This is a genomic window from Nonomuraea sp. 3N208, assembly GCF_052245935.1.
In the GTDB taxonomy this organism is placed as follows: Bacteria; Actinomycetota; Actinomycetes; order Streptosporangiales; family Streptosporangiaceae; genus Nonomuraea.
The window spans coordinates 15,912-34,576 of the sequence record NZ_JBQQBR010000006.1 but is presented as its reverse complement, the minus strand read 5'-3'; the positions used below and the strand labels follow the sequence as shown (position 1 = coordinate 34,576).

The following is an 18,665-nucleotide window of genomic DNA, read 5'->3' as shown; positions in this document are numbered from 1 at the left end:
ATGTTCCGCGACACGAAGAGTAGCTGGCTGAGCACCCTCCGGCATGACGTGCCAGCCTCGCTCGTGGTTTTCCTCGTCGCGGTGCCCCTTTCGCTGGGCATCGCGATGGCCTCGGGGGCGCCGCTCGTCGCCGGGCTGATCGCCGCCGTGGTCGGCGGGATCGTAGCGGGCACGCTCGGCGGCTCGGCCGTGCAGGTCAGCGGGCCCGCCGCCGGGTTGTCCCTGGTGGTCGTGGATCTGGTGCACACGTACGGCTGGCGGGCCACCTGCATGATCACCCTGCTGGCGGGGGCCGTGCAGCTCGTGCTGGGGGTGTTCAAGGCGGCCAGGGCGGCGCTCGCGGTGTCCCCGGCCGTCGTCCACGGCATGCTGGCCGCGGTCGGCGTGATCATCGCGCTGTCCCAGCTCCACGTGGTGCTGGGCGGCAGCTCGCAGCGTTCGGCCGTGGCGAACCTGATGGAGCTGCCCGGGCAGATCGCCGACCTGCACGGGCACAAGGTCGCGGTCGGCCTGCTCACGATCACGGTGCTGGCGGTGTGGACGCGGCTGCCTCAGAAGGTCAAGGCGATCCCCGCGCCGCTGGCCGCGTTGCTGGTGGCGGCGGTCACGGCGTGGGTCTTCGGCTGGGACGTCACCCGGGTGGACCTGTCCGACAGCGTCACCGAGTGGGCCTTCCCGGTGCTGCCGCAGGGCGACTGGCACCTGGTCGTGGCGGCGGTGATGCTGGTGGCCCTGCTGGCCGGATGCGAGTCGCTGCTGTGCTGCGTGGCCGTCGACGGCCTGCACGGCGGCCGCCGCGCGGACCTCGACCAGGAGCTGACCGGCCAGGGCGTGGCCAATATGGTCACCGGCGCGCTCGGCGGTCTGCCGGTTGCCGGGGTGATCGTGCGGAGCACCGCGAACGTGCACGCCGGAGCCCGTACCCGCGGCTCGGCGATCCTGCACGGGGTGTGGGTGCTGGTGTTCGCGCTCGGGTTCGGCTGGACGATCACGCTGATCCCGATGGAGGCGCTGGCGGCGCTGCTGGTGTTCATCGGCGTGCAGATGGTGAACCTGGGCCACGTCAAGAAGGTGCACGGCCACGGCGAGGTGCCGGTGTACGTGGTGACGCTGGTCGCCGTGATCCTGCTCGGGCTCGCCGAGGGCGTGCTGGCCGGGCTGGCGCTGGCGGCGCTGCTCGCGCTGCGCCGCCTGACCTGGGTCACCGTGCTGAAGCAGGGGGACAGGGGCGGCAGGCTGCACGTGACGATCTCCGGGTCGCTGACGTTCCTGGGCGTGCCGCGGCTGACGCACGAGCTCCGGACGATCCCCGCGGGCACACCCGTGGACCTGGACCTGAACATCGATTTCATGGACAACGCCGCCTTCGAGGCCATCCACTCCTGGCGGCTGGACCACGAGCGGATGGGCGGCACGGTCGACATCGACGAGCTGCACGACGAGTGGTACACGCTGGCGGCCAGCGGGGCACGCATGTTCCCGGCGAAGTCGCCGCCGGTGGCGCCGGACCGGTGGTGGCTGCCGTGGGCGCACCGGCGCCGCCCCGGCGGCCGGACCATGTCGTCGAACGGCGGGGGCGCGCAGGTGGAGTGCCAGCTGACGGCGGGCGCACGCGAGTACCACCGGCGTACGGCGCCGCTGGTGAAGCCCATCTTCACCGAGCTGGCCCGCAAGCAGCAGCCGTCGCACCTGTTCATCACGTGCGCGGACTCCAGGATCGTGCCGAGCCTGATCACCGCCAGCGGTCCCGGTGATCTGTTCACGGTGCGCAACATCGGCAATCTGGTGCCGCGCAGGGGGTCGGAGCCGCACGATGACTCGGTGGTGGCGGCGATCGAGTACGCGACGCAGGTGCTGGGCGTGCACACGATCACGGTGTGCGGCCATTCCGGGTGCGGCGCCATGGCGGGGGTGCTGAGCGCGGGTGTGCAGGCGGGCAGCCTGCCGGGGCTGCGCCGGTGGCTGCGGCACGGCAACCACAGCCTGGCCACGTTCATCGAGACGGAGGGCGACCGGTTGCACAGCGGGGCCCTGGACGTGTTGTGCCGGGTCAACGTGCAGCAGCAGCTGGAGAACCTGCGGACCTACCGGAAGGTGGACGAGCAGGTCAGAGCCGGGAAGCTGCAGCTCGTGGGGTTGTTCTTCGACATCGCGACGGCCAGGGTGCACCTCGTGCCACCGCTGCGCGCTACGCCCTCGGTGAAGACACATGATCGGAGGGTTCTCGCAGGCGAAGAATGACCCTTATGAGGGTTCTTGTCATCGGTGGTTCCGGGTTCTTGGGCCGCGCCGTCGTGGAGGAGGCGCTGGCCCGTGGGCACGAGGTCACGACATTCAACAGAGGGCGCACCGGCGTGGACGTGCCCGGGGTCGAAGTGGTGCGCGGCGACCGTGAGACGCCGGGCGACCTCGAGCGGCTCGTCGACGGGCGTTCGTGGGATTTCGTGGTGGACACATCCGGTTACGTGCCGCGAGTGGTGGGGTCATCGGCGCGGGCGCTGTCCGGGCACGCGGGGACGTACGCGTTCGTCTCAACCATCTCCGCGCTCGCCGGATTCCCCGGCAAGCCGGCCGAGGACAACGCGGAGATCTGGCCGTGCGAGCCCGACGCGGGGCCCGACGACGGCAACTACGGGGTGCTGAAGGCGGGCTGTGAGCGGGCGGTCGAGCAGGGGTTCGACGGCACCGTGCTGATCGTCCAGCCCGGGATCATCCTCGGTCCGCGCGAGGACGTGGCCAGGCTGCCGTGGTGGCTGACCAGGATCGCGAAGGGCGGGCAGGTGCTCGCGCCGGGCGAGCCGGACGCTCCGATGCAGTTCGTGGACGCGCGCGACCTGGGGATCTTCACGCTCGCCCAGGCCGAGCGCGGCACAGCCGGCCGGTTCCTGGTGACGGGTCCGGTCGGCCAGACCACGTACGGGGAGTGGCTGGAGTCGTGCAAGGAGGCGACCGGGTCCGACGCGGAGTTCGTGTGGGTGGACAGCGCCTTCCTGGCCGAGCAGGGGGCGGGGACGTTCGTGGAGCTGCCACTGTGGGGCGGCCCGCCGTCGGCGGAGATCGAGACGTTCTGGAGCGTCTCGACGGCCAAGGCGCAGGCGGCCGGGCTGCGCATCCGGCCCGTCGCGGAGACCGTACGCGACACGTGGGAATGGTTGCGGGAGATCCCCGAGAAGCGCCGCAACTTTGGCAACAACACCACGCACGGGATCGCGCCTGAGAAAGAGGCCGCGATTCTCGCCGCGTGGGCGGCCCGTTCTGAGTAGTTCTGCGCAGACCGGAGGGCGTGGCCCGGGTTAGTGTCGGCGGTGCAGGCGAGGTACTCCAGGTGCCCATGGCGCACCTCGCCACACCGGTCCTGACTCCCAGGGGCCGGAGGGGCGGAGGTGCCTCTGTTGTCACGCCATGCCTCTTGGAAGGGCCTCGTGAGGGGGCACCTTCAAGGAGGGGCCGCCGATGGTGGCGGGACAGCAGGGCGGGCGCTTCCGCCCCTCACCACGTCTGCCGGTCCGATCCCCGGCGGCGAAAGGCCGCGGGCGGCCCTCTGGCGCAGACCACTCCTCGTCGGGTAGACGATGAGGAGGCGTGACGTACCTACCGGCACCACCACGAAGCACTACAAATCAGGCTTGACATCTGAATTCCGCACCCTCACGCTGTTGCGTATAGCGCTTGACGTTTCTCTTTGCGAAACCGGGGTGTGACTCGATGATTCCAGCGTGCCCTCTGGCGTCACTGCCGCGAGGTGAGGCCTTCCGGGTCGAGGCCGATCCGCCCATCGCGGTGTTCCACACCGAGGACGGCGAGATCTACGCCATCGACGACACCTGCACCCACCAGGACGCCTCGCTGGCCGACGGCTGGCTGGAGGGCTGCGAAATCGAGTGCCCCCTGCACGCCTCGCGCTTCGACCTCAGGACCGGCGAGGTGGACGCGCCGCCCGCCAAGCGCCCCGTCCGCACGCACCGCGTGGTGGTCGAGAACGACGTCGTCTTCGTCGTGCCGTCCGACGCACTCCCCAACCTGCCCCCCGGCGTCACCGTGAAGGGGCAGGCGTGAGAAGCGTCTGCATCGTCGGCGCCTCGCTCGCCGGGCTCCTGACCGCCCGCGCGCTGCGCGCCCAGGGTTACGACGGCCGCCTGCTCCTCGTCGGCGAGGAGTTCCACCGCCCCTACGACCGTCCCCCTCTGTCCAAGGACTTCCTCAAGGGCGTCCTGGACGAGGCCGACCTGGCCCTGGAAGCCGACGGCGAGGACCTGGACGCCGAGTGGCGGCTCGGCGTGGCCGCCGTCGGCCTGGACGCCGCCGCCCGCCGCGTCACGCTGAGCGACGGCACCTTCGTCGAGGCCGACGGCATCGTCATCGCCACCGGCGCCTCGGCCCGCCGGCTTCCCGGCACGGGAGGCCTGGCCGGGGTGCACACCCTGCGTACTTTGGACGACGCCCGCGCGCTGCGCCACGACCTGGCGAGCGCCAAGCGGGTCGTCGTCATCGGCGGCGGTTTCATCGGCACCGAGGTCGCCGCGACGGCCTGTGACCAGGGGCTGGAGGTCACGCTCGTGGAGGCGGGGAAGATCCCGCTGGCCGGCGTGGTCGGCGCCCAGATGGCCGAGGCCATCGCCGCTCTCCACGAACGGCGCGGCGTCCGGCTGCTGCGCGGCGCGAGCGTGACGGCGCTGACGGGCGTGGCCCGGGTCGACGGGGTACGACTCGCCGACGGCACCCTGCTGCCCGCGGACGTGGTCGTCGTCGGGATCGGCGCGGTGCCCAACATCGCCTGGCTCGAGGGCAGCGGCCTGCGGCTGGGCGACGGAGTGATCTGCGCCGCGGGTGGCGGGGTGATCCGCGACAAGGGCGGCGCGCCAGGCTACGACGAGAGCGGCGGACCGGCCGGCGAGAAGGGCGGCGGCACCCTGGCGCCGGGTATCGTCGCGGTCGGCGACTGCGCGGCCTGGTTCGATCCGGCGCTCGGCAAGCACGACCGGTGCGAGCACTGGACCGGCGCGCGCCAGCGGGCCGCCGTCGCGGCGGAGACGCTGCTGTCCGGCGGCACCGCCCGGCCCGCGCGGCCGCGGCCGGCCTACATCTGGTCCGACCAGTTCGATGTGAAGATCCAGTTCGTCGGGCAGGCCCGCCACGCCGACACGGTCGTGGTGGAGGAGGGGGATCCCGCCGATCACAGCTTCCTCGCCGTCTACCGGCAGGGCGAGCGGCCGGTGGCCGTGCTGGGCGTCAACCAGGTCCGCCTCTTCTCCCGCTGGCGCCGCCGGCTGGAGACGGCGGTCTGAAACAGGAGTGAATCAATGGCTCATGAAGTACGCGGTGTGGTCGCGACGGGCAAGGGCAAGCCGGTCGGCCTGGAGACGATCCTCGTCCCCGACCCCGGCCCCGGCGAAGCGCTGGTGAAGGTGATCGCCTGTGGCGTCTGCCACACGGACCTGCACTACCGCGAGGGCGGGATCAGCGACGACTTCCCGTTCCTGCTCGGCCACGAGGCGTCCGGCGTGGTGGAGTCCGTCGGCGACGGCGTCACCGACGTCGCGCCCGGCGACTTCGTCATCCTCAACTGGCGCGCGGTGTGCGGGTCCTGCCGGTCGTGCCTGCGCGGCCGGCCGCAGTACTGCTTCGCCACCCATAACGCCGTGCAGAAGATGACGCTGACCGACGGCACCCCGCTGAGCGCGGCGCTCGGCATCGGCGCGTTCGCCGAGAAGACGCTGGTGGCCGCCGGCCAGTGCACCAAGGTCGATCCGGCCGCCTCCCCCGCGGCGGCGGGCCTGCTCGGCTGCGGTGTGATGGCGGGGCTCGGCGCGGCGGTCAACACCGGCGCGGTCAGCCGCGGCGACTCCGTCGCGGTCATCGGCTGCGGCGGCGTCGGCAACGCGGCGATCGCCGGAGCCCGGCTGGTCGGCGCCACCACGATCATCGCGGTGGACGTGGACGAGCGGAAGCTCGAGTGGGCGCGCGGCTTCGGCGCGACGCACACGGTGAACGCCAAGGACGGCGACCCGGTCGAGGCGATCAGGGAGCTGACCGGCGGGAACGGCGCCGACGTGGTGATCGACGCCGTGGGCCGGCCCGAGACGTTCAAGCAGGCGTTCTACGCGCGCGACCTGGCCGGCACCGCGGTGCTCGTGGGCGTGCCCACCCCGGAGATGACCCTGGACCTGCCTCTGCTGGACGTGTTCGGCCGCGGCGGGGCGCTCAAGTCCAGCTGGTACGGCGACTGCCTGCCGAGCCGCGACTTCCCCATGCTGATCTCCCTCTACCTGCAGGGCCGCTTCGATCTGGACGCCTTCGTCACCGAAACCATCGGCCTGGACGGCGTCGAGGAGGCCTTCGCGAAGATGCACCACGGCGACGTGCTTCGTTCGGTGGTGGTGCTCTAATGCGCGTCGAGCGTCTGGTCACCTCGGGCACGTTCAGCCTGGACGGCGGCACCTGGGAGGTCGACAACAACGTCTGGCTGCTCAGCGACGGCGACCAGGTGCTGGTCATCGACCCCGCCCACGACGCCGCCGCGATCGCCGAGGCCGTCGGCGGCCGCCGGGTCGCGGGGATCGTGTGCACGCACGCGCACGACGACCACGTCAACGCCGCGCCGGAGCTGGCCGCCCGCACCGGCGCGCCCGTCATGCTGCACCCCGACGACGAGGCGCTGTGGAAGCTGACGCACCCGGCGGCCACGCCGGACCGGGCGCTGGCGGGCGGCCACATCCTGCGCTTCGGTGGCTCGGCCGTGCACGTGCTGCACACGCCGGGTCACGCCCCCGGTGCGGTCTGCCTCTACGTACCCGAACTGGGGGTGCTGTTCTCCGGGGACACGCTCTTCCGCGGCGGCCCCGGCGCCACCGGGAGGTCGTACAGCGACTTCCCGACGATCATCAAGTCGATCAGCACGACGCTCCTCACCCTGCCCGGCGAGACGGTGGTGCACACCGGGCACGGCGATGACACCACCATAGGAGCCGAGGCTCCGCAACTCGAGGACTGGATCCGCCGAGGACACTGACCCGGCCCACCCCACAGGAGTACTCCCGTGACCACGTCAAGCGTGATCCCCACCCTCCCCGGCCGCTACTACGTCGACCCCGAGATCTTCGCCCTCGAGCAGAAGAACATCTTCGAGTCGATGTGGTTCTGCGTGGTGCGCTCGTCCGATCTGGGCAAGCCGGGAGCCTTCAAGACCGTGCAGGTCGGCACCGAGAGCATCCTCGTCACCAGGGCGAGGAACGGGTCGGTGCGCGCGTTCTACAACGTCTGCCGCCACCGCGGCGCCACCATCCGCACAGAGGAGTCCGGCGAGGTCAAGCGGGCGTTCCAGTGCCCCTACCACGCGTGGACGTACGACCTGGACGGCAAGCTCATCGCGGCGCCCAACCTGACCAAGATGGCCGACCTGGACCGGGTCGAGTACGGCCTGGTCAAGGTGCACGTCCGCGAGTGGCTCGGCTACGTGTGGGTCTGCCTGGCCGACGATCCGCCCTCGTTCGAGGACGATGTGCTCGGCGCGGTGACCGAGCGGCTGGGCGCGCTGGAGCTGATCGACAACTACGACGTGCCGAGCCTCGAGGTCGGGCGGCGAATCGTGTACGACGTCCAGGCCAACTGGAAACTCATCATCGAGAACTTCATGGAGTGCTACCACTGCGCGACCATCCACCCTGAGCTGACCGAGGTGCTGCCCGAGTTCGCCGACGGCTACGCGGCGCAGTACTTCATCGGCCACGGCGCAGAGTTCGGCGAGGAGATCAAGGGTTTCACCATCGACGGGTCCGCCGGGCTCGACCGCATCCCCGGGGTGAACGACGACCAGGACAGGCGCTACTACGCGATCACCATCAAGCCGCAGGTCTTCGTGAACCTGGTGCCCGACCACGTGATCCTGCACCGGATGTTCCCCCTTGCGGTCGACCGTACGGTGGTCGAGTGCGACTGGCTCTACCTGCCCGACGTGGTGGCGAGCGGCAAGGATCTGGACAAGTCGGTCGAGCTCTTCCACCGGGTCAACGAGCAGGACTTCGAGGCGTGCGAGCGCACCCAGCCGCGTATGAGCTCGCGCACCTACGCCAAGGGCGGCGTGCTGGTGCCGAGCGAGCACCACATCGGCGCCTTCCACGAGTGGGTCCAGGACCGGATCGGCTGAGAGATGGCAGACGAGGACGAAGGACTCCGGGTCGGCCCGCCCAAGGACTGGGCGGGCGGGCTGCCCGCGGTGGGACACGCCATGCGGATGGCGTACCAGCAGATGGGAGCCCGCCGCACCGTCCTCACCCTGCTGCGGGTGAACCAGAAGAGCGGATTCGACTGCCCGGGCTGCGCCTGGCCGGAGGGCGAGCACCGCAGCCCGGCGGAGTTCTGCGAGAACGGCGCCAAGGCGGTCGCCGAGGAGGCGACGACGCGGCGGCTGACCGCCGATTTCTTCGCCGCCCACCCGGTCGGCGAGCTGGCGACGATGAGCGACTACTGGCTGGGGCAGCAAGGCAGGCTCACCGAGCCCATGTACAAGGACGCGGGCTCGGACCGCTATCGGCCCATCGGCTGGCCGGAGGCGTTCCGGATCGTCGCGGAGGAACTGCGTGCGCTCGACGGCCCTGACGAGGCCGTGTTCTACACCTCCGGCCGCACGTCCAACGAGGCGGCCTTCGCTTACCAGCTGCTCGTGCGCCGCTTCGGCACGAACAACCTGCCCGACTGCTCCAACATGTGCCACGAGTCCAGCGGTTCGGCGCTCACCGAGACGCTGGGCATCGGCAAGGGCACCGTCACACTGGAGGACCTGCACCGCGCCGAGCTGATCTTCGTGGTGGGGCAGAACCCCGGCACCAACCATCCGCGCATGCTGAGCGCCCTGGAGCGGGCCAAGCGGGGCGGGGCGCGGATCATCGCGGTCAACCCGCTGCCGGAGGCCGGGCTGCTGCGGTTCAAGAACCCGCAACGGCCCTCGGGGCTGGCGTCGGGCACCGCGCTCGCCGACCGCTTCCTGCAGATCCGCCTCAACGGCGACATGGCGCTCTTCCAGGCGCTGTCGCTGCTGCTCCTCGACTCGGCCGACAGGGAGTTCATCGAGGAGCACACGCACGGCTTCGAGGAGTGGGAGCGGCACCTGGCCGCCCTCGACTGGGCGGACGTGCTGGAGGCCACCGGGGTGTCCAGGGCCGAGCTGGAGGAGACGGCCGGGGAGGTCCGCGGGGCGCGCTCGGTCGTCGTGTGCTGGGCCATGGGCCTGACCCAGCACCGCAACTCCGTGGCGACGATCAGGGAGGTGGTCAACTTCCTGCTGCTGCGCGGCAACGTCGGCCGGACGGGGGCGGGCGTCTGCCCGGTGCGCGGCCACTCCAACGTGCAGGGCGACCGCACCATGGGGATCTACGAGAAGCCGTCGGATGACTTCCTGGACGCGCTGGAGGCGGAGTTCGGATTCGCCCCGCCGCGCCGGCACGGACTGGACACCGTGGAGGCCATCCGCGCCATGCGCGACGGCGCGGTCAAGGTGTTCTTCGGCATGGGTGGCAACTTCGTCAGGGCGACGCCCGACAGCGAGGTCACCGAGGCGGCGCTGCGCCGTACCCGGCTGACCGTGCAGGTGTCCACCAAGCTCAACCGCTCGCACGCCGTGTGCGGCGAGCGGGCGCTCATCCTGCCCGTACTGGGCCGCACCGAGCTCGACGCCGCGGGATTCGTGACGGTGGAGGATTCGACGGGCCTGGTCCACGCCTCCAGGGGCAGGCTCGGGCCCGCTGCGCCCGGACTGCTGTCGGAGACGGCCATCGTGTGCGGGCTGTCCCGCGAGCTCTTCGGCGACGACCCGCACGTGCCGTGGGCCGAGTTCGCGCGCGACTACGGCGCTGTCAGGGACCGCATCGCCCGGGTGATCCCCGGGTTCGCGGACTTCGACGCGCGGGCCGAGTCCGGCTTCGCGCTGCCCAACGCGCCCAGGGACGAACGCCGGTTCCCCACCGCGACCGGCAGGGCGAACTTCACCGTCAACCGGCTGGAGGTGCTGCGGGTGCCACCGGGACGGCTGCTGTTGCAGACGGTCCGCAGCCACGACCAGTACAACACCACGATCTACGGCCTGGACGACCGCTACCGCGGGGTCAAGGCGGGCCGCCGCGTGCTCTTCGTGCACCCCGACGACCTGGCGGAGCGCGACCTGGCCGACGGCGACATGGTGGACCTGATCAGCGAGTGGCCGGACGGCGAGCGCAAGGCGAAGGGCTTCAGGGTGATCGCCTACCCGACGGCGCGCGACTGCTGCGCGGCCTACTTCCCCGAGACCAACGTGCTGGTGCCGCTGGACTCGGTGGCCGAGACGTCCAACACTCCGACGTCGAAGAGCGTGGTGGTACGGCTGGCGCGGGCTAGCCCGCGTAGCCGAGCCGCCCGCTGATCTCGTCGGCCCCCCCGATGAGGACGGAGGCGAGCTCGTGCATGCGCTCGGCGGGGAAGCGGTAGGCGGGGCCGGAGGCGCTGACCGCGGCTACGACGTCCCCGTGGTAGGAGCGGATGGGCGCGGCTATGGTGTTCAGCCCGTCCTCCAGCTCCTCCAGGCAGTAGGCGTAGCCCGTCGTCCTGATCTCGGCGAGCTGCTTCTCGAGCTCGGCCACGTCGGTGATGGTCCGGCCGGTAAGGGGCTCCAGCGGCCCCTCGGACAGCAGCTTCGCGCGCTGCCTGTCCTCGAGGTGGGCCAGGAGCACCTTGCCGCTGGAGGTGGCGTGGAGGGGGGTGAGCTGGCCGACCCAGTTGTAGGCGGTGACGGCGGACGGGCCGCGCACCTGGTCCAGGTTGACCGCGTAGGAGGAGCGAAGCACAGCGATGTTCACGGTCTCACCGATCTCCTCGGCCAGCCGCTGGCAGACGGGATGGCTGCGCCGGCCGAGGTCCATCTGGGTGTTGACGCCGCCGGCCAGGCGGATGATGCCGAAGCCGAGGCGGTATTTGCCCCGGTCCTCCGCCTGCTCGACCAGGCCGCGCGCCTCCAGGGCGCCGAGCAGCCGGAAGGCGGTCGACTTGTGCACCTCGATCTCGGCGGCCACCTCGCTGACGCCGGCCTCGCCCCGGCGGGAGAGGATCTCGAGGACGCTGATCGCCCGATCGACCGACTGCACGCCCCCACTACCCGAGTCGTTGCTCATAGCGAAACTGTAAGTGCTGTGAGGAACTCACGCGAGCTGAAGTGCGGAAAAGATCTCCTGTTGCGAGTAGTGCAACGAAATGCACATAACGCTACGATTTCCGAAACGTGCGAGAGACGAGGCACCATGACGTCACAGCAGTACGACTTCGTCATCGTCGGAGGCGGCTCGGCCGGCTGCGCCCTGGCCAACCGGCTCTCCGCGGACCCCGCCACGCGAGTGCTGGTGCTGGAGGCGGGCCGGCCCGACTACCCCTGGGACGTCTTCATCCACATGCCGGCGGCGCTCCCCTTCCCGTGCGGCAACCCCTTCTACGACTGGCGGTACGAGTCCGAGCCCGAGCCGTTCATGAACGGCCGCCGGATCCACCACGCGCGAGGGAAGGTCCTGGGCGGTTCCAGCAGCATCAACGGCATGATCTTCCAGCGCGGCAACCCGCTCGACTACGAGCGCTGGGGCGCCGATCCCGGGATGAAGACCTGGGACTACGCCCACTGCCTGCCGTACTTCAAGCGTATGGAGAACTGCCTGGCCGACCCCGGCACCCCGTGGCGCGGCCATGAGGGCCCGCTGGCGCTGGAGCGTGGGGCGACGGACACGCCGCTCTACTCGGCCTTCTTCGAGGCGGTGCAGCAGGCCGGCTACCCGCTCACCGACGACGTCAACGGCTACCGCCAGGAGGGCTTCGCCCGCTTCGACCGCAACATCCGGCGGGGCCGCAGGCTCAGCGCGGCCAGAGCGTACCTGCACCCGGCCATGAGGCGGCCGAACCTCACCGTGAAGACGCGGGCGTTCGTGACGCGGATCCTCTTCGAGGGCAAGCGGGCCGTCGGCGTCGAATACGACGGCGAAACCGTGCGCGCGGGCGAGGTCATCCTGAGTGGCGGCGCGATCAACTCGCCGCAGCTCCTCCAGCTGTCGGGGATCGGCAACGCCGAGGAGCTGCGCGCGCTCGGCGTCGACGTCGTGCATCACCTGCCGGGCGTGGGCGAGAACCTTCAGGACCACCTGGAGGTCTACATCCAGCACGGGTGCGGCAAGCCCGTCTCGATGCAGCCGAACCTGCAGAAGTGGCGCCACCCCTGGATCGGCGCCCAGTGGCTGTTCCTGCGCAAGGGGCCGGGCGCGACCAACCACTTCGAGGCCGGCGGCTTCGTGCGCAGCAACGACGACGTCGACTACCCCAACCTCATGTTCCACTTCCTGCCGATCGCGGTGCGCTACGACGGGTCCGCGCCCGCGGCCGGGCACGGCTACCAGGTGCACGTCGGCCCCATGTACTCCGACGCCCGCGGCTCCGTGAAGATCAAGAGCAGCGACCCGCGGCAGCATCCCGCCCTGCGCTTCAACTACCTGTCCACCGACCAGGATCGGCGCGAGTGGGTGGAGGCCGTCAGGGTGGCACGGAGCATCCTCGGTCAGCCCGCGCTGGCCGAGTACAGCACCGGCGAGCTGTCTCCGGGGCCCTCCGTCGAGACCGACGAAGAGATCCTGGACTGGGTGGCCAAGGACGGCGAGACGGCGCTGCACCCCTCGTGCACGGCCCGGATGGGCGTGGACGAGATGTCCGTGCTCGACCCCGAGAGCATGCGCGTGCACGGCGTGGACGGGCTGCGGGTGGTGGACGCCTCGGCCATGCCGTACGTGACGAACGGCAACATCTACGCGCCGGTCATGATGCTGGCGGAGAAGGCGGCCGACCTGATCCTCGGCAACACCCCGCTGCCTCCGGAGCCGGCCGAGTTCTACCGGCACCGTGCCTAGACAACGGGCCTGGACAACTTGCCTAGACAACGGGCCTAGACGACGGGCCTAGACGACGGAAGAGGCGGTGAGGGACTCCCCCACCGCCTCACGGCGCGGAATGTCAGCGGAAGACGACCGTGCGGTCGCCGTTGAGCAGCACCCGCTGCTCGCTGTGCCACTTCACCGCCCTGGCGAGCACCTGGGCCTCGACGTCTCTGCCGGCGGCGACCAGGTCGTCGGGGTCCAGCTCGTGGTCCACCCTGGCGACGTCCTGCTCGATGATCGGCCCCTCGTCCAGGTCCGCCGTGACGTAGTGCGCGGTCGCCCCGATGAGCTTCACGCCGCGCTCGTGCGCCTGGTGGTACGGCTTGGCGCCCTTGAACCCCGGCAGGAAGGAGTGGTGGATGTTGATCGCCCGCCCCTCCAGCCGCTTGCACAGGTCGTCCGACAGGATCTGCATGTAGCGGGCGAGCACCACCAGGTCCGCGTCGTACTCGGCGACCAGTTCCAGCACCCTGGCCTCCGCCTCGGCCCTGCCGTCCGATGTCACGGGGACGTGGTGGAAGGGCACGCCGTAGGAGGCGGCCAGCGGCTCGAGGTCCGGATGGTTGGAGACCACCGCGGGGATCTCGATGTTCAGGCCGCCGACCTGGCGGCGGAAGAGCAGGTCGTTCATGCAGTGGCCGAACCTCGACACCATGATCAGCGTGCGGGTCGGGGTGGCCGCGTCCTTGATCTGCCAGGTCATCTGGAAGGACGCCGCGACGTAGGCGAAGCCCTCGCGCAGCACCTCCAGGGTGTCCTGGGAGGTGAAGTGCACGCGCATGAAGAAGCCGCCGCCCTTGCGGTCGTTGAACTGCTTGCTCTGCAGCATGTTCCCGCCGTGCTGGATGAGGAAGCTGCTCACCGCGTAGACGATGCCCGGCTTGTCGGCGCAGGAGACGGTGAGGATGAACTCGCGCCCAGGAGCCATCGCTCCTCCTTGTGTTGCGTATTACGCAAATGAGTTAGTTATACGCAACAGCGTGAAGCAGAGCAGCACCTCCGTCAAGAGGTGAAATGTCGCCCAACACCGGGACAAACCCATCACAACGCATAGTTTCGGCCAGTGATTCCTCCAAGGCCTTGACGAACCGCCAGCAGCCGGTCAATCCTGTTCCCCATTAAGCACAAGCTTGCGCTATGCGCAACGATCAGGGATGTGCCCGATGACGGACCTCTACATCGGCGGAACGTGGACGAGGCCGATCGCCGGCGGCCTGCGGCACATCCACTCGCCCGCCGACGGCAGCCTGGTGGCCACGGTGGCGGAGGCCACGGCGGCCGACACCGGGCGGGCGATCGAGGCCGCCCGGCACGCCTTCGACGCGGGCCCCTGGCCGCAGACCCCGGCCCGCGAGCGGGGCGCGCTCCTCGACAGGGTAGCTGACCTGCTGGAACGCGACCGCGACAGGTTCGCGAAAGCCGAGTCGGGCGACACCGGCAAGCGGCTCGTGGAGAGCGAGTACGACGTCGACGACTCCGTCGCCTCCCTGCGCTACTTCGCCGGGGTGGCGGGCACCGACGCCGGGCGAGTGATCGACACCGGCCGGGACGACGCCATCAGCCGCGTCGTCTACGAACCCGTCGGCGTCTGCGGCCTGATCACGCCGTGGAACTATCCGCTGCTGCAGGCGACCTGGAAGGTCGCCCCCGCGCTCGCCGCCGGCAACACCTTCGTGCTGAAGCCCAGCGAGCTCACGCCCAGCACCTCGATCCTGCTGATGCGGGCGCTGGAGGAGGCGGGCCTGCCCGCGGGCGTGGCCAACCTCGTGCTCGGCACGGGCCCCGAGGCGGGTGCGCCGCTGGCCGAGCACCCGGCCGTGGACCTGGTGTCGTTCACCGGCGGTGTGGCCACGGGACGCCGGATCATGGCGACCGCCGCGGCCACCGTCAAGCGCGTGGCGCTGGAGCTGGGCGGCAAGAACCCCAACATCGTCTTCGCCGACGCCGACGTCGAGACCGCGATCGACTTCGCCCTCACCGCGGTGTTCCTGCACTCGGGCCAGGTCTGCTCGGCCGGCGCCCGCCTCCTCGTCGAGGACTCCCTGCACGACGCCTTCGTGGACGAGGTGGTGCGGCGGGCGGAGCTGATCTGCCTGGGCGGCCCCTTCGACCCGGACGCGCACACCGGCCCGCTCATCTCCGCCGCCCACCTGGCCAAGGTCGCGGACTACGTGGCGGCGGGCCTGGCCGAGGGCGCGGTCCTGCGCTGCGGCGGCCACCGCGTGGAAGGCCCCGGCTTCTTCTACCGCCCCACCGTGCTCGACGAGTGCAAGCAGGGCATGCGCGTGGTGCGCGAGGAGTCCTTCGGCCCGGTGCTCACCGTGGAGCGCTTCACCACCGAGGACGAGGCCGTGCGCCTCGCCAACGACACCGAGTACGGCCTGGCCGGCGCGGTCTGGACCCAGGACGCCGGCAAGGCGCAGCGGGTGGCGGGCCGGCTGCGGCACGGCACGGTGTGGATCAACGACTACCACCCCTACGTGCCGCAGGCCGAGTGGGGTGGCTTCAAGCAGTCAGGCATCGGCCGTGAGCTCGGGCCCACCGGTCTGGACGAGTACCGCGAGATCAAGCATGTCTGGCAGAACATCCGCCCACGCCCCCAGCGGTGGTTCCCCGCGAACTGACGCCCCGACGACCAAGAGGTAGTCATGGCCGTACCGTCACTGACCGAGAGCATCCCGCTCGGCACCGAGACACCCCCGATCCTCGAGGTGAAGGGGCTCTGGAAGGTGTTCGGGCCCAAGGCTGACCGCGTCGTCGGCACCGCGCTCAGCCGCGCGGAGCTGAAGGAGCAGACCGGCTGCGTCGCCGCCGTGCGCGACGTCTCCTTCTCGGTACGGCGGGGCGAGGTGTTCGTCGTCATGGGCCTGTCGGGCTCGGGCAAGTCCACCCTGGTCCGCTGCCTCACCAGGCTGATCGAGCCGACGGCCGGCGAAATCGTGCTCGACGGCGAGGACATCCGCAAGGCGGACGAGAAGCGGCTGCGGGAGCTGCGCAGGCACCGCATGGCCATGGTCTTCCAGCACTTCGGGCTGCTGCCGCACCGGTGCGTGCTGGACAACGTCGTCTTCGGGCTGGAGATCCGCGGCGTGCCCAAGCAGGACCGCTACGTCAGGGCACGCGAGGTCGTCGGGCTGGTCGGCCTGACCGGCTTCGAGAACTCCTATCCCGACCAGCTCTCCGGCGGCATGCAGCAGCGCGTCGGCCTGGCCCGCGCGCTGGCCGCCGACCCCGAGGTGCTGCTGTTCGACGAGCCGTTCTCCGCGCTCGACCCGCTGATCAGGCGGGAGATGCAGAACGAGGTCATCCGCCTGCACCACGAGGTCGGCAAGACCATGGTCTTCATCACCCACGACCTGAGCGAGGCGCTCAAGCTGGGCGACCGCATCCTCATCATGCGCGACGGCCAGCTGGTCCAGATGGGCACGCCGGACGAGGTCGTGGGCGCGCCGGCCGACGACTACGTCAGGGACTTCGTCAGCGACGTGCCGCGCTCCCACGTGCTGACGCTGCGCTGGATCATGCGCGAGGCGCTGCCCGGCGAGCCCCTGGACGGCCCGGAGCTGGGCCCCGACGTGGTCATCAGGGACGCGGCGCACAGCGTGATGTCGGCCGACCGGCCGGTCCGCGTGACGGAGAACGGGGCCCTGCTGGGCGTGGTCACCAGCACGGAGATCCTCGAGGTCATCGCGGGAGGGCAGTCCTGATGGCCCCGGTGACGGGCACGGTGACGGCCGCTGTGAGCGCCCTGGCCACGCGGCTGCGCGGCCGGTGGCTGATCCTGGCGGTGCTCGCGGCCTGGGTGCTGGGCTGGGCGCTGCTGAACGGGCGCGACACGCTGGAGCTCGGCGGCGCCGAGCTGACGCCGCTGCACGGCTCGCTCAACCAGGGCATGGACGCCATCGACGACGGCAGGAACAGCAACCCGTTCTTCCTCTACTTCATCAACTACATCCGGCTCTTCCTCGACGAGGCCGTAACGTTCGTCCAGGCCCTGATCAGCCAGCCGTCCTTCGGGCGCCCGGTCCCCGTGCTGGGCTGGCTGGGCGTGACGGGCCTGGCGACCGCGATCGCCCTGCTGTACGGCAACAGGAAGGCGGCCCTGCTCACGGCGGCCGGCCTGGTCTCCTTCGGGCTGCTCGGGCTGTGGCAGGAGAGCATGGACACGCTCGCCCTCACGCTCACCGCGGTCGTGCTGTCGCTGGCCGTGGGCATCCCGCTCGGGATATGGGCGGGGCTGAGCGACCGCTTCCACCGGCTGGTCACCCCGGTGCTGGACTTCATGCAGACGATGCCGACGTTCGTCTACCTGGCGCCGCTCACGCTCTTCTTCCTCATCGGCCCGGCCAGCGCGACGGTCGCCACGATGATCTACGCGATCCCGCCGGCCATCCGCATCACCGCGCACGGCATCCGCCAGGTCTCGCCCGACACCCTCGAAGCAGGAGCCTCGCTGGGCGCCACCACCGCCCAGTCGCTGCGGCACGTGCGGCTGCCGATGGCCAAGCAGACGATCATCGTCGGGGTGAACCAGACCATCATGGCCGCCCTGTCCATGGCCACCATCGCGGCGCTCATCGACGCGCCTGGTCTGGGCAAGACGGTGCTGAAGGCGCTGCAGACCCTGGACGTGGGCACCGCGTTCAACGCGGGCCTGGCCATCGTCATCATGGCGGTGGTGCTGGACCGGGTGACCTCGGCGGCCAGCCGCCGGGTGGAGGCCGAGCGGAGGGCGGGCAGGCTGCTCACTCCTGGAAAGCGGCGGCTGCAGGTGACGGCGGTGCTCGGTGTCGCCGCGATGCTGGGCTACCTGTCGTACACCTACGTCTGGGCGGCCGAGTTCCCTGTGCAGGCCAACATCGGCCCCATCGTGCGCCGCGCCGCCGACGCGGCGAGCGTGTGGGTGCAGGACAGCCTGGTCGGCGTCACCGACGCGGTCAAGAACCTGCTCACCAACGGGCTGCTCAACCCGTTCGAGGCGCTGCTGACAGGCTCTCCGTGGTGGCTGGTCTTCGCCGTGGCCGTGGCCGTGACCCTGCTGGTGGGCAACGTGCGGGCGGCGCTGGTGACCACGATCGGCCTGGCGCTGCTGGTGCTGCTCGGGCTCTGGCAGGACAGCATGGTCACGCTGGCCTCGACCCTGGTGGCGACGATCCTGGTGATGGCGCTCGGCGTGGTGCTGGGCGTGTGGATGGGCCGCAGCGACCGGGCCGACACCGTGCTGCGCCCCGTGCTCGACGCCGGACAGACCATGCCGGCCTTCGTCTACCTGGTGCCGATCCTGGGCCTGTTCGGCCCGACGCGGTTCACCGCGATCATCGCGGCCGTGGTCTTCGCCGCGCCCGTCGCGATCAAGCTGGTCGCCGAGGGCATCAGGCGGGTCTCCCCCACCACGGTCGAGGCCGCCACGTCGGCGGGGGCGAGCACCTGGCAGCTCATCTCCAAGGTGCAGCTGCCGATGGCCCGCAGCGGCGTGACGCTGGCGGCCAGCCAGGGACTCATCTACGTGCTCTCGATGGTCGTCGTAGGCGGCCTCGTGGGAGCGGGGGCGCTCGGCTACGACGTCGTGGCCGGCTTCTCGCAGCACCAGCTCAGGGGGAAGGGGCTGGCCGCCGGGCTCGCGATCGTCGTGCTCGGCATCGTACTCGACCGCGTCATGCGCGCTGCCACAGAGCGCGCGGACGCGGCCGCTCACGGGGGGCAACCGCACAAGTAACCGATGACGGGCCCCTCGGCCCG

Annotated in this window: 14 protein-coding genes; 12 read left to right on the top strand and 2 right to left on the bottom strand. The window is 70.6% G+C overall.

Annotated features, from left to right (window positions below):
* From ACTWPT_RS10175 to ACTWPT_RS10140, 8 genes are all read left to right on the top strand, one after another.
* Positions 1 to 2,241 (top strand): SulP family inorganic anion transporter, encoded by a 2,241-nt coding sequence (locus ACTWPT_RS10175; protein ID WP_443177031.1) that lies wholly within the window; start codon positions 1 to 3, stop codon positions 2,239 to 2,241.
* A gap of 5 nt (positions 2,242 to 2,246) precedes the next feature.
* Positions 2,247 to 3,263 (top strand): NAD-dependent epimerase/dehydratase family protein, encoded by a 1,017-nt coding sequence (locus tag ACTWPT_RS10170; protein WP_443177030.1) that lies wholly within the window; start codon positions 2,247 to 2,249, stop codon positions 3,261 to 3,263.
* A 442-nt stretch (positions 3,264 to 3,705) separates the two neighbouring features.
* Positions 3,706 to 4,056, top strand: a complete 351-nt coding sequence (locus tag ACTWPT_RS10165; RefSeq protein WP_443177029.1) for a bifunctional 3-phenylpropionate/cinnamic acid dioxygenase ferredoxin subunit — start codon at positions 3,706 to 3,708, stop codon at positions 4,054 to 4,056.
* Positions 4,053 to 5,285, top strand: a complete 1,233-nt coding sequence (locus ACTWPT_RS10160) for an NAD(P)/FAD-dependent oxidoreductase (protein WP_443177028.1) — start codon at positions 4,053 to 4,055, stop codon at positions 5,283 to 5,285. Before ACTWPT_RS10165 ends, ACTWPT_RS10160 begins: the two co-directional genes overlap by 4 nt.
* A 15-nt stretch (positions 5,286 to 5,300) precedes the next feature.
* Positions 5,301 to 6,386 carry an S-(hydroxymethyl)mycothiol dehydrogenase gene (locus ACTWPT_RS10155; protein ID WP_443177027.1) on the top strand — a complete coding sequence of 362 codons (1,086 nt, stop codon included), beginning with the start codon at positions 5,301 to 5,303 and terminating at the stop codon, positions 6,384 to 6,386.
* Positions 6,386 to 7,009: an MBL fold metallo-hydrolase gene (locus tag ACTWPT_RS10150; protein WP_443177026.1), complete on the top strand. Its 624-nt coding sequence runs from the start codon at positions 6,386 to 6,388 to the stop codon at positions 7,007 to 7,009. Before ACTWPT_RS10155 ends, ACTWPT_RS10150 begins: the two co-directional genes overlap by 1 nt.
* 27 nt (positions 7,010 to 7,036) lie before the next feature.
* Positions 7,037 to 8,143 carry an aromatic ring-hydroxylating oxygenase subunit alpha gene (locus tag ACTWPT_RS10145; protein WP_443177025.1) on the top strand — a complete coding sequence of 369 codons (1,107 nt, stop codon included), beginning with the start codon at positions 7,037 to 7,039 and terminating at the stop codon, positions 8,141 to 8,143.
* A gap of 3 nt (positions 8,144 to 8,146) precedes the next feature.
* Entirely contained in the window at positions 8,147 to 10,390 is a 2,244-nt protein-coding gene (locus ACTWPT_RS10140) for an FdhF/YdeP family oxidoreductase (protein WP_443177024.1), read from the top strand.
* Here the strand turns inward: ACTWPT_RS10140 and ACTWPT_RS10135 are convergent.
* Positions 10,362 to 11,135: an IclR family transcriptional regulator gene (locus tag ACTWPT_RS10135; protein WP_443177023.1), complete on the bottom strand. Its 774-nt coding sequence runs from the start codon at positions 11,133 to 11,135 to the stop codon at positions 10,362 to 10,364. The two genes, ACTWPT_RS10140 and ACTWPT_RS10135, sit on opposite strands and share 29 nt — an antisense overlap.
* 126 nt (positions 11,136 to 11,261) lie before the next feature.
* Between ACTWPT_RS10135 and betA the strand changes: the two genes are divergently transcribed.
* Positions 11,262 to 12,899, top strand: coding sequence for a choline dehydrogenase (gene betA, locus ACTWPT_RS10130; RefSeq protein WP_443177022.1), 1,638 nt, complete (start codon positions 11,262 to 11,264; stop codon positions 12,897 to 12,899).
* A 103-nt stretch (positions 12,900 to 13,002) separates the two neighbouring features.
* Here betA and purU read toward each other — a convergent pair whose 3' ends face one another.
* Positions 13,003 to 13,854, bottom strand: coding sequence for a formyltetrahydrofolate deformylase (purU, locus tag ACTWPT_RS10125; RefSeq protein ID WP_443177021.1), 852 nt, complete (start codon positions 13,852 to 13,854; stop codon positions 13,003 to 13,005).
* A gap of 235 nt (positions 13,855 to 14,089) precedes the next feature.
* On the opposite strand from purU, the gene ACTWPT_RS10120 reads away from it, so the two are divergent.
* Genes ACTWPT_RS10120 through ACTWPT_RS10110 form a run of 3 tightly spaced genes read left to right on the top strand, consistent with a single transcriptional unit; the run spans position 14,090 to position 18,642 of the window.
* A complete protein-coding gene (locus ACTWPT_RS10120) occupies positions 14,090 to 15,550 on the top strand; it encodes an aldehyde dehydrogenase family protein (RefSeq protein ID WP_443177020.1) in 1,461 nt (486 codons plus the stop codon).
* Positions 15,551 to 15,574: 24 nt separating this feature from the next.
* On the top strand, positions 15,575 to 16,633 hold the full coding sequence (locus tag ACTWPT_RS10115) for a quaternary amine ABC transporter ATP-binding protein (RefSeq protein WP_443177019.1): 1,059 nt from the start codon (positions 15,575 to 15,577) through the stop codon (positions 16,631 to 16,633).
* Positions 16,633 to 18,642 (top strand): ABC transporter permease, encoded by a 2,010-nt coding sequence (locus tag ACTWPT_RS10110; RefSeq protein WP_443177018.1) that lies wholly within the window; start codon positions 16,633 to 16,635, stop codon positions 18,640 to 18,642. Before ACTWPT_RS10115 ends, ACTWPT_RS10110 begins: the two co-directional genes overlap by 1 nt.
* Positions 18,643 to 18,665: the final 23 nt, after the last annotated feature.

Excerpts from the sequence above, each read along its gene's own strand:
- ACTWPT_RS10175 (WP_443177031.1), top strand. The coding sequence starts at position 1 with ATGTTCCGCGACACGAAGAGTAGCTGGCTGAGCACCCTCCGGCATGAC.
- ACTWPT_RS10170 (WP_443177030.1), top strand. The coding sequence starts at position 2,247 with ATGAGGGTTCTTGTCATCGGTGGTTCCGGGTTCTTGGGCCGCGCCGTC.
- ACTWPT_RS10165 (WP_443177029.1), top strand. The coding sequence starts at position 3,706 with ATGATTCCAGCGTGCCCTCTGGCGTCACTGCCGCGAGGTGAGGCCTTC.
- ACTWPT_RS10155 (WP_443177027.1), top strand. The coding sequence starts at position 5,301 with ATGGCTCATGAAGTACGCGGTGTGGTCGCGACGGGCAAGGGCAAGCCG.
- ACTWPT_RS10150 (WP_443177026.1), top strand. The coding sequence starts at position 6,386 with ATGCGCGTCGAGCGTCTGGTCACCTCGGGCACGTTCAGCCTGGACGGC.
- ACTWPT_RS10140 (WP_443177024.1), top strand. The coding sequence starts at position 8,147 with ATGGCAGACGAGGACGAAGGACTCCGGGTCGGCCCGCCCAAGGACTGG.
- ACTWPT_RS10135 (WP_443177023.1), bottom strand. The coding sequence starts at position 11,135 with ATGAGCAACGACTCGGGTAGTGGGGGCGTGCAGTCGGTCGATCGGGCG.
- betA (WP_443177022.1), top strand. The coding sequence starts at position 11,262 with ATGACGTCACAGCAGTACGACTTCGTCATCGTCGGAGGCGGCTCGGCC.
- purU (WP_443177021.1), bottom strand. The coding sequence starts at position 13,854 with ATGGCTCCTGGGCGCGAGTTCATCCTCACCGTCTCCTGCGCCGACAAG.
- ACTWPT_RS10120 (WP_443177020.1), top strand. The coding sequence starts at position 14,090 with ATGACGGACCTCTACATCGGCGGAACGTGGACGAGGCCGATCGCCGGC.
- ACTWPT_RS10115 (WP_443177019.1), top strand. The coding sequence starts at position 15,575 with ATGGCCGTACCGTCACTGACCGAGAGCATCCCGCTCGGCACCGAGACA.
- ACTWPT_RS10110 (WP_443177018.1), top strand. The coding sequence starts at position 16,633 with ATGGCCCCGGTGACGGGCACGGTGACGGCCGCTGTGAGCGCCCTGGCC.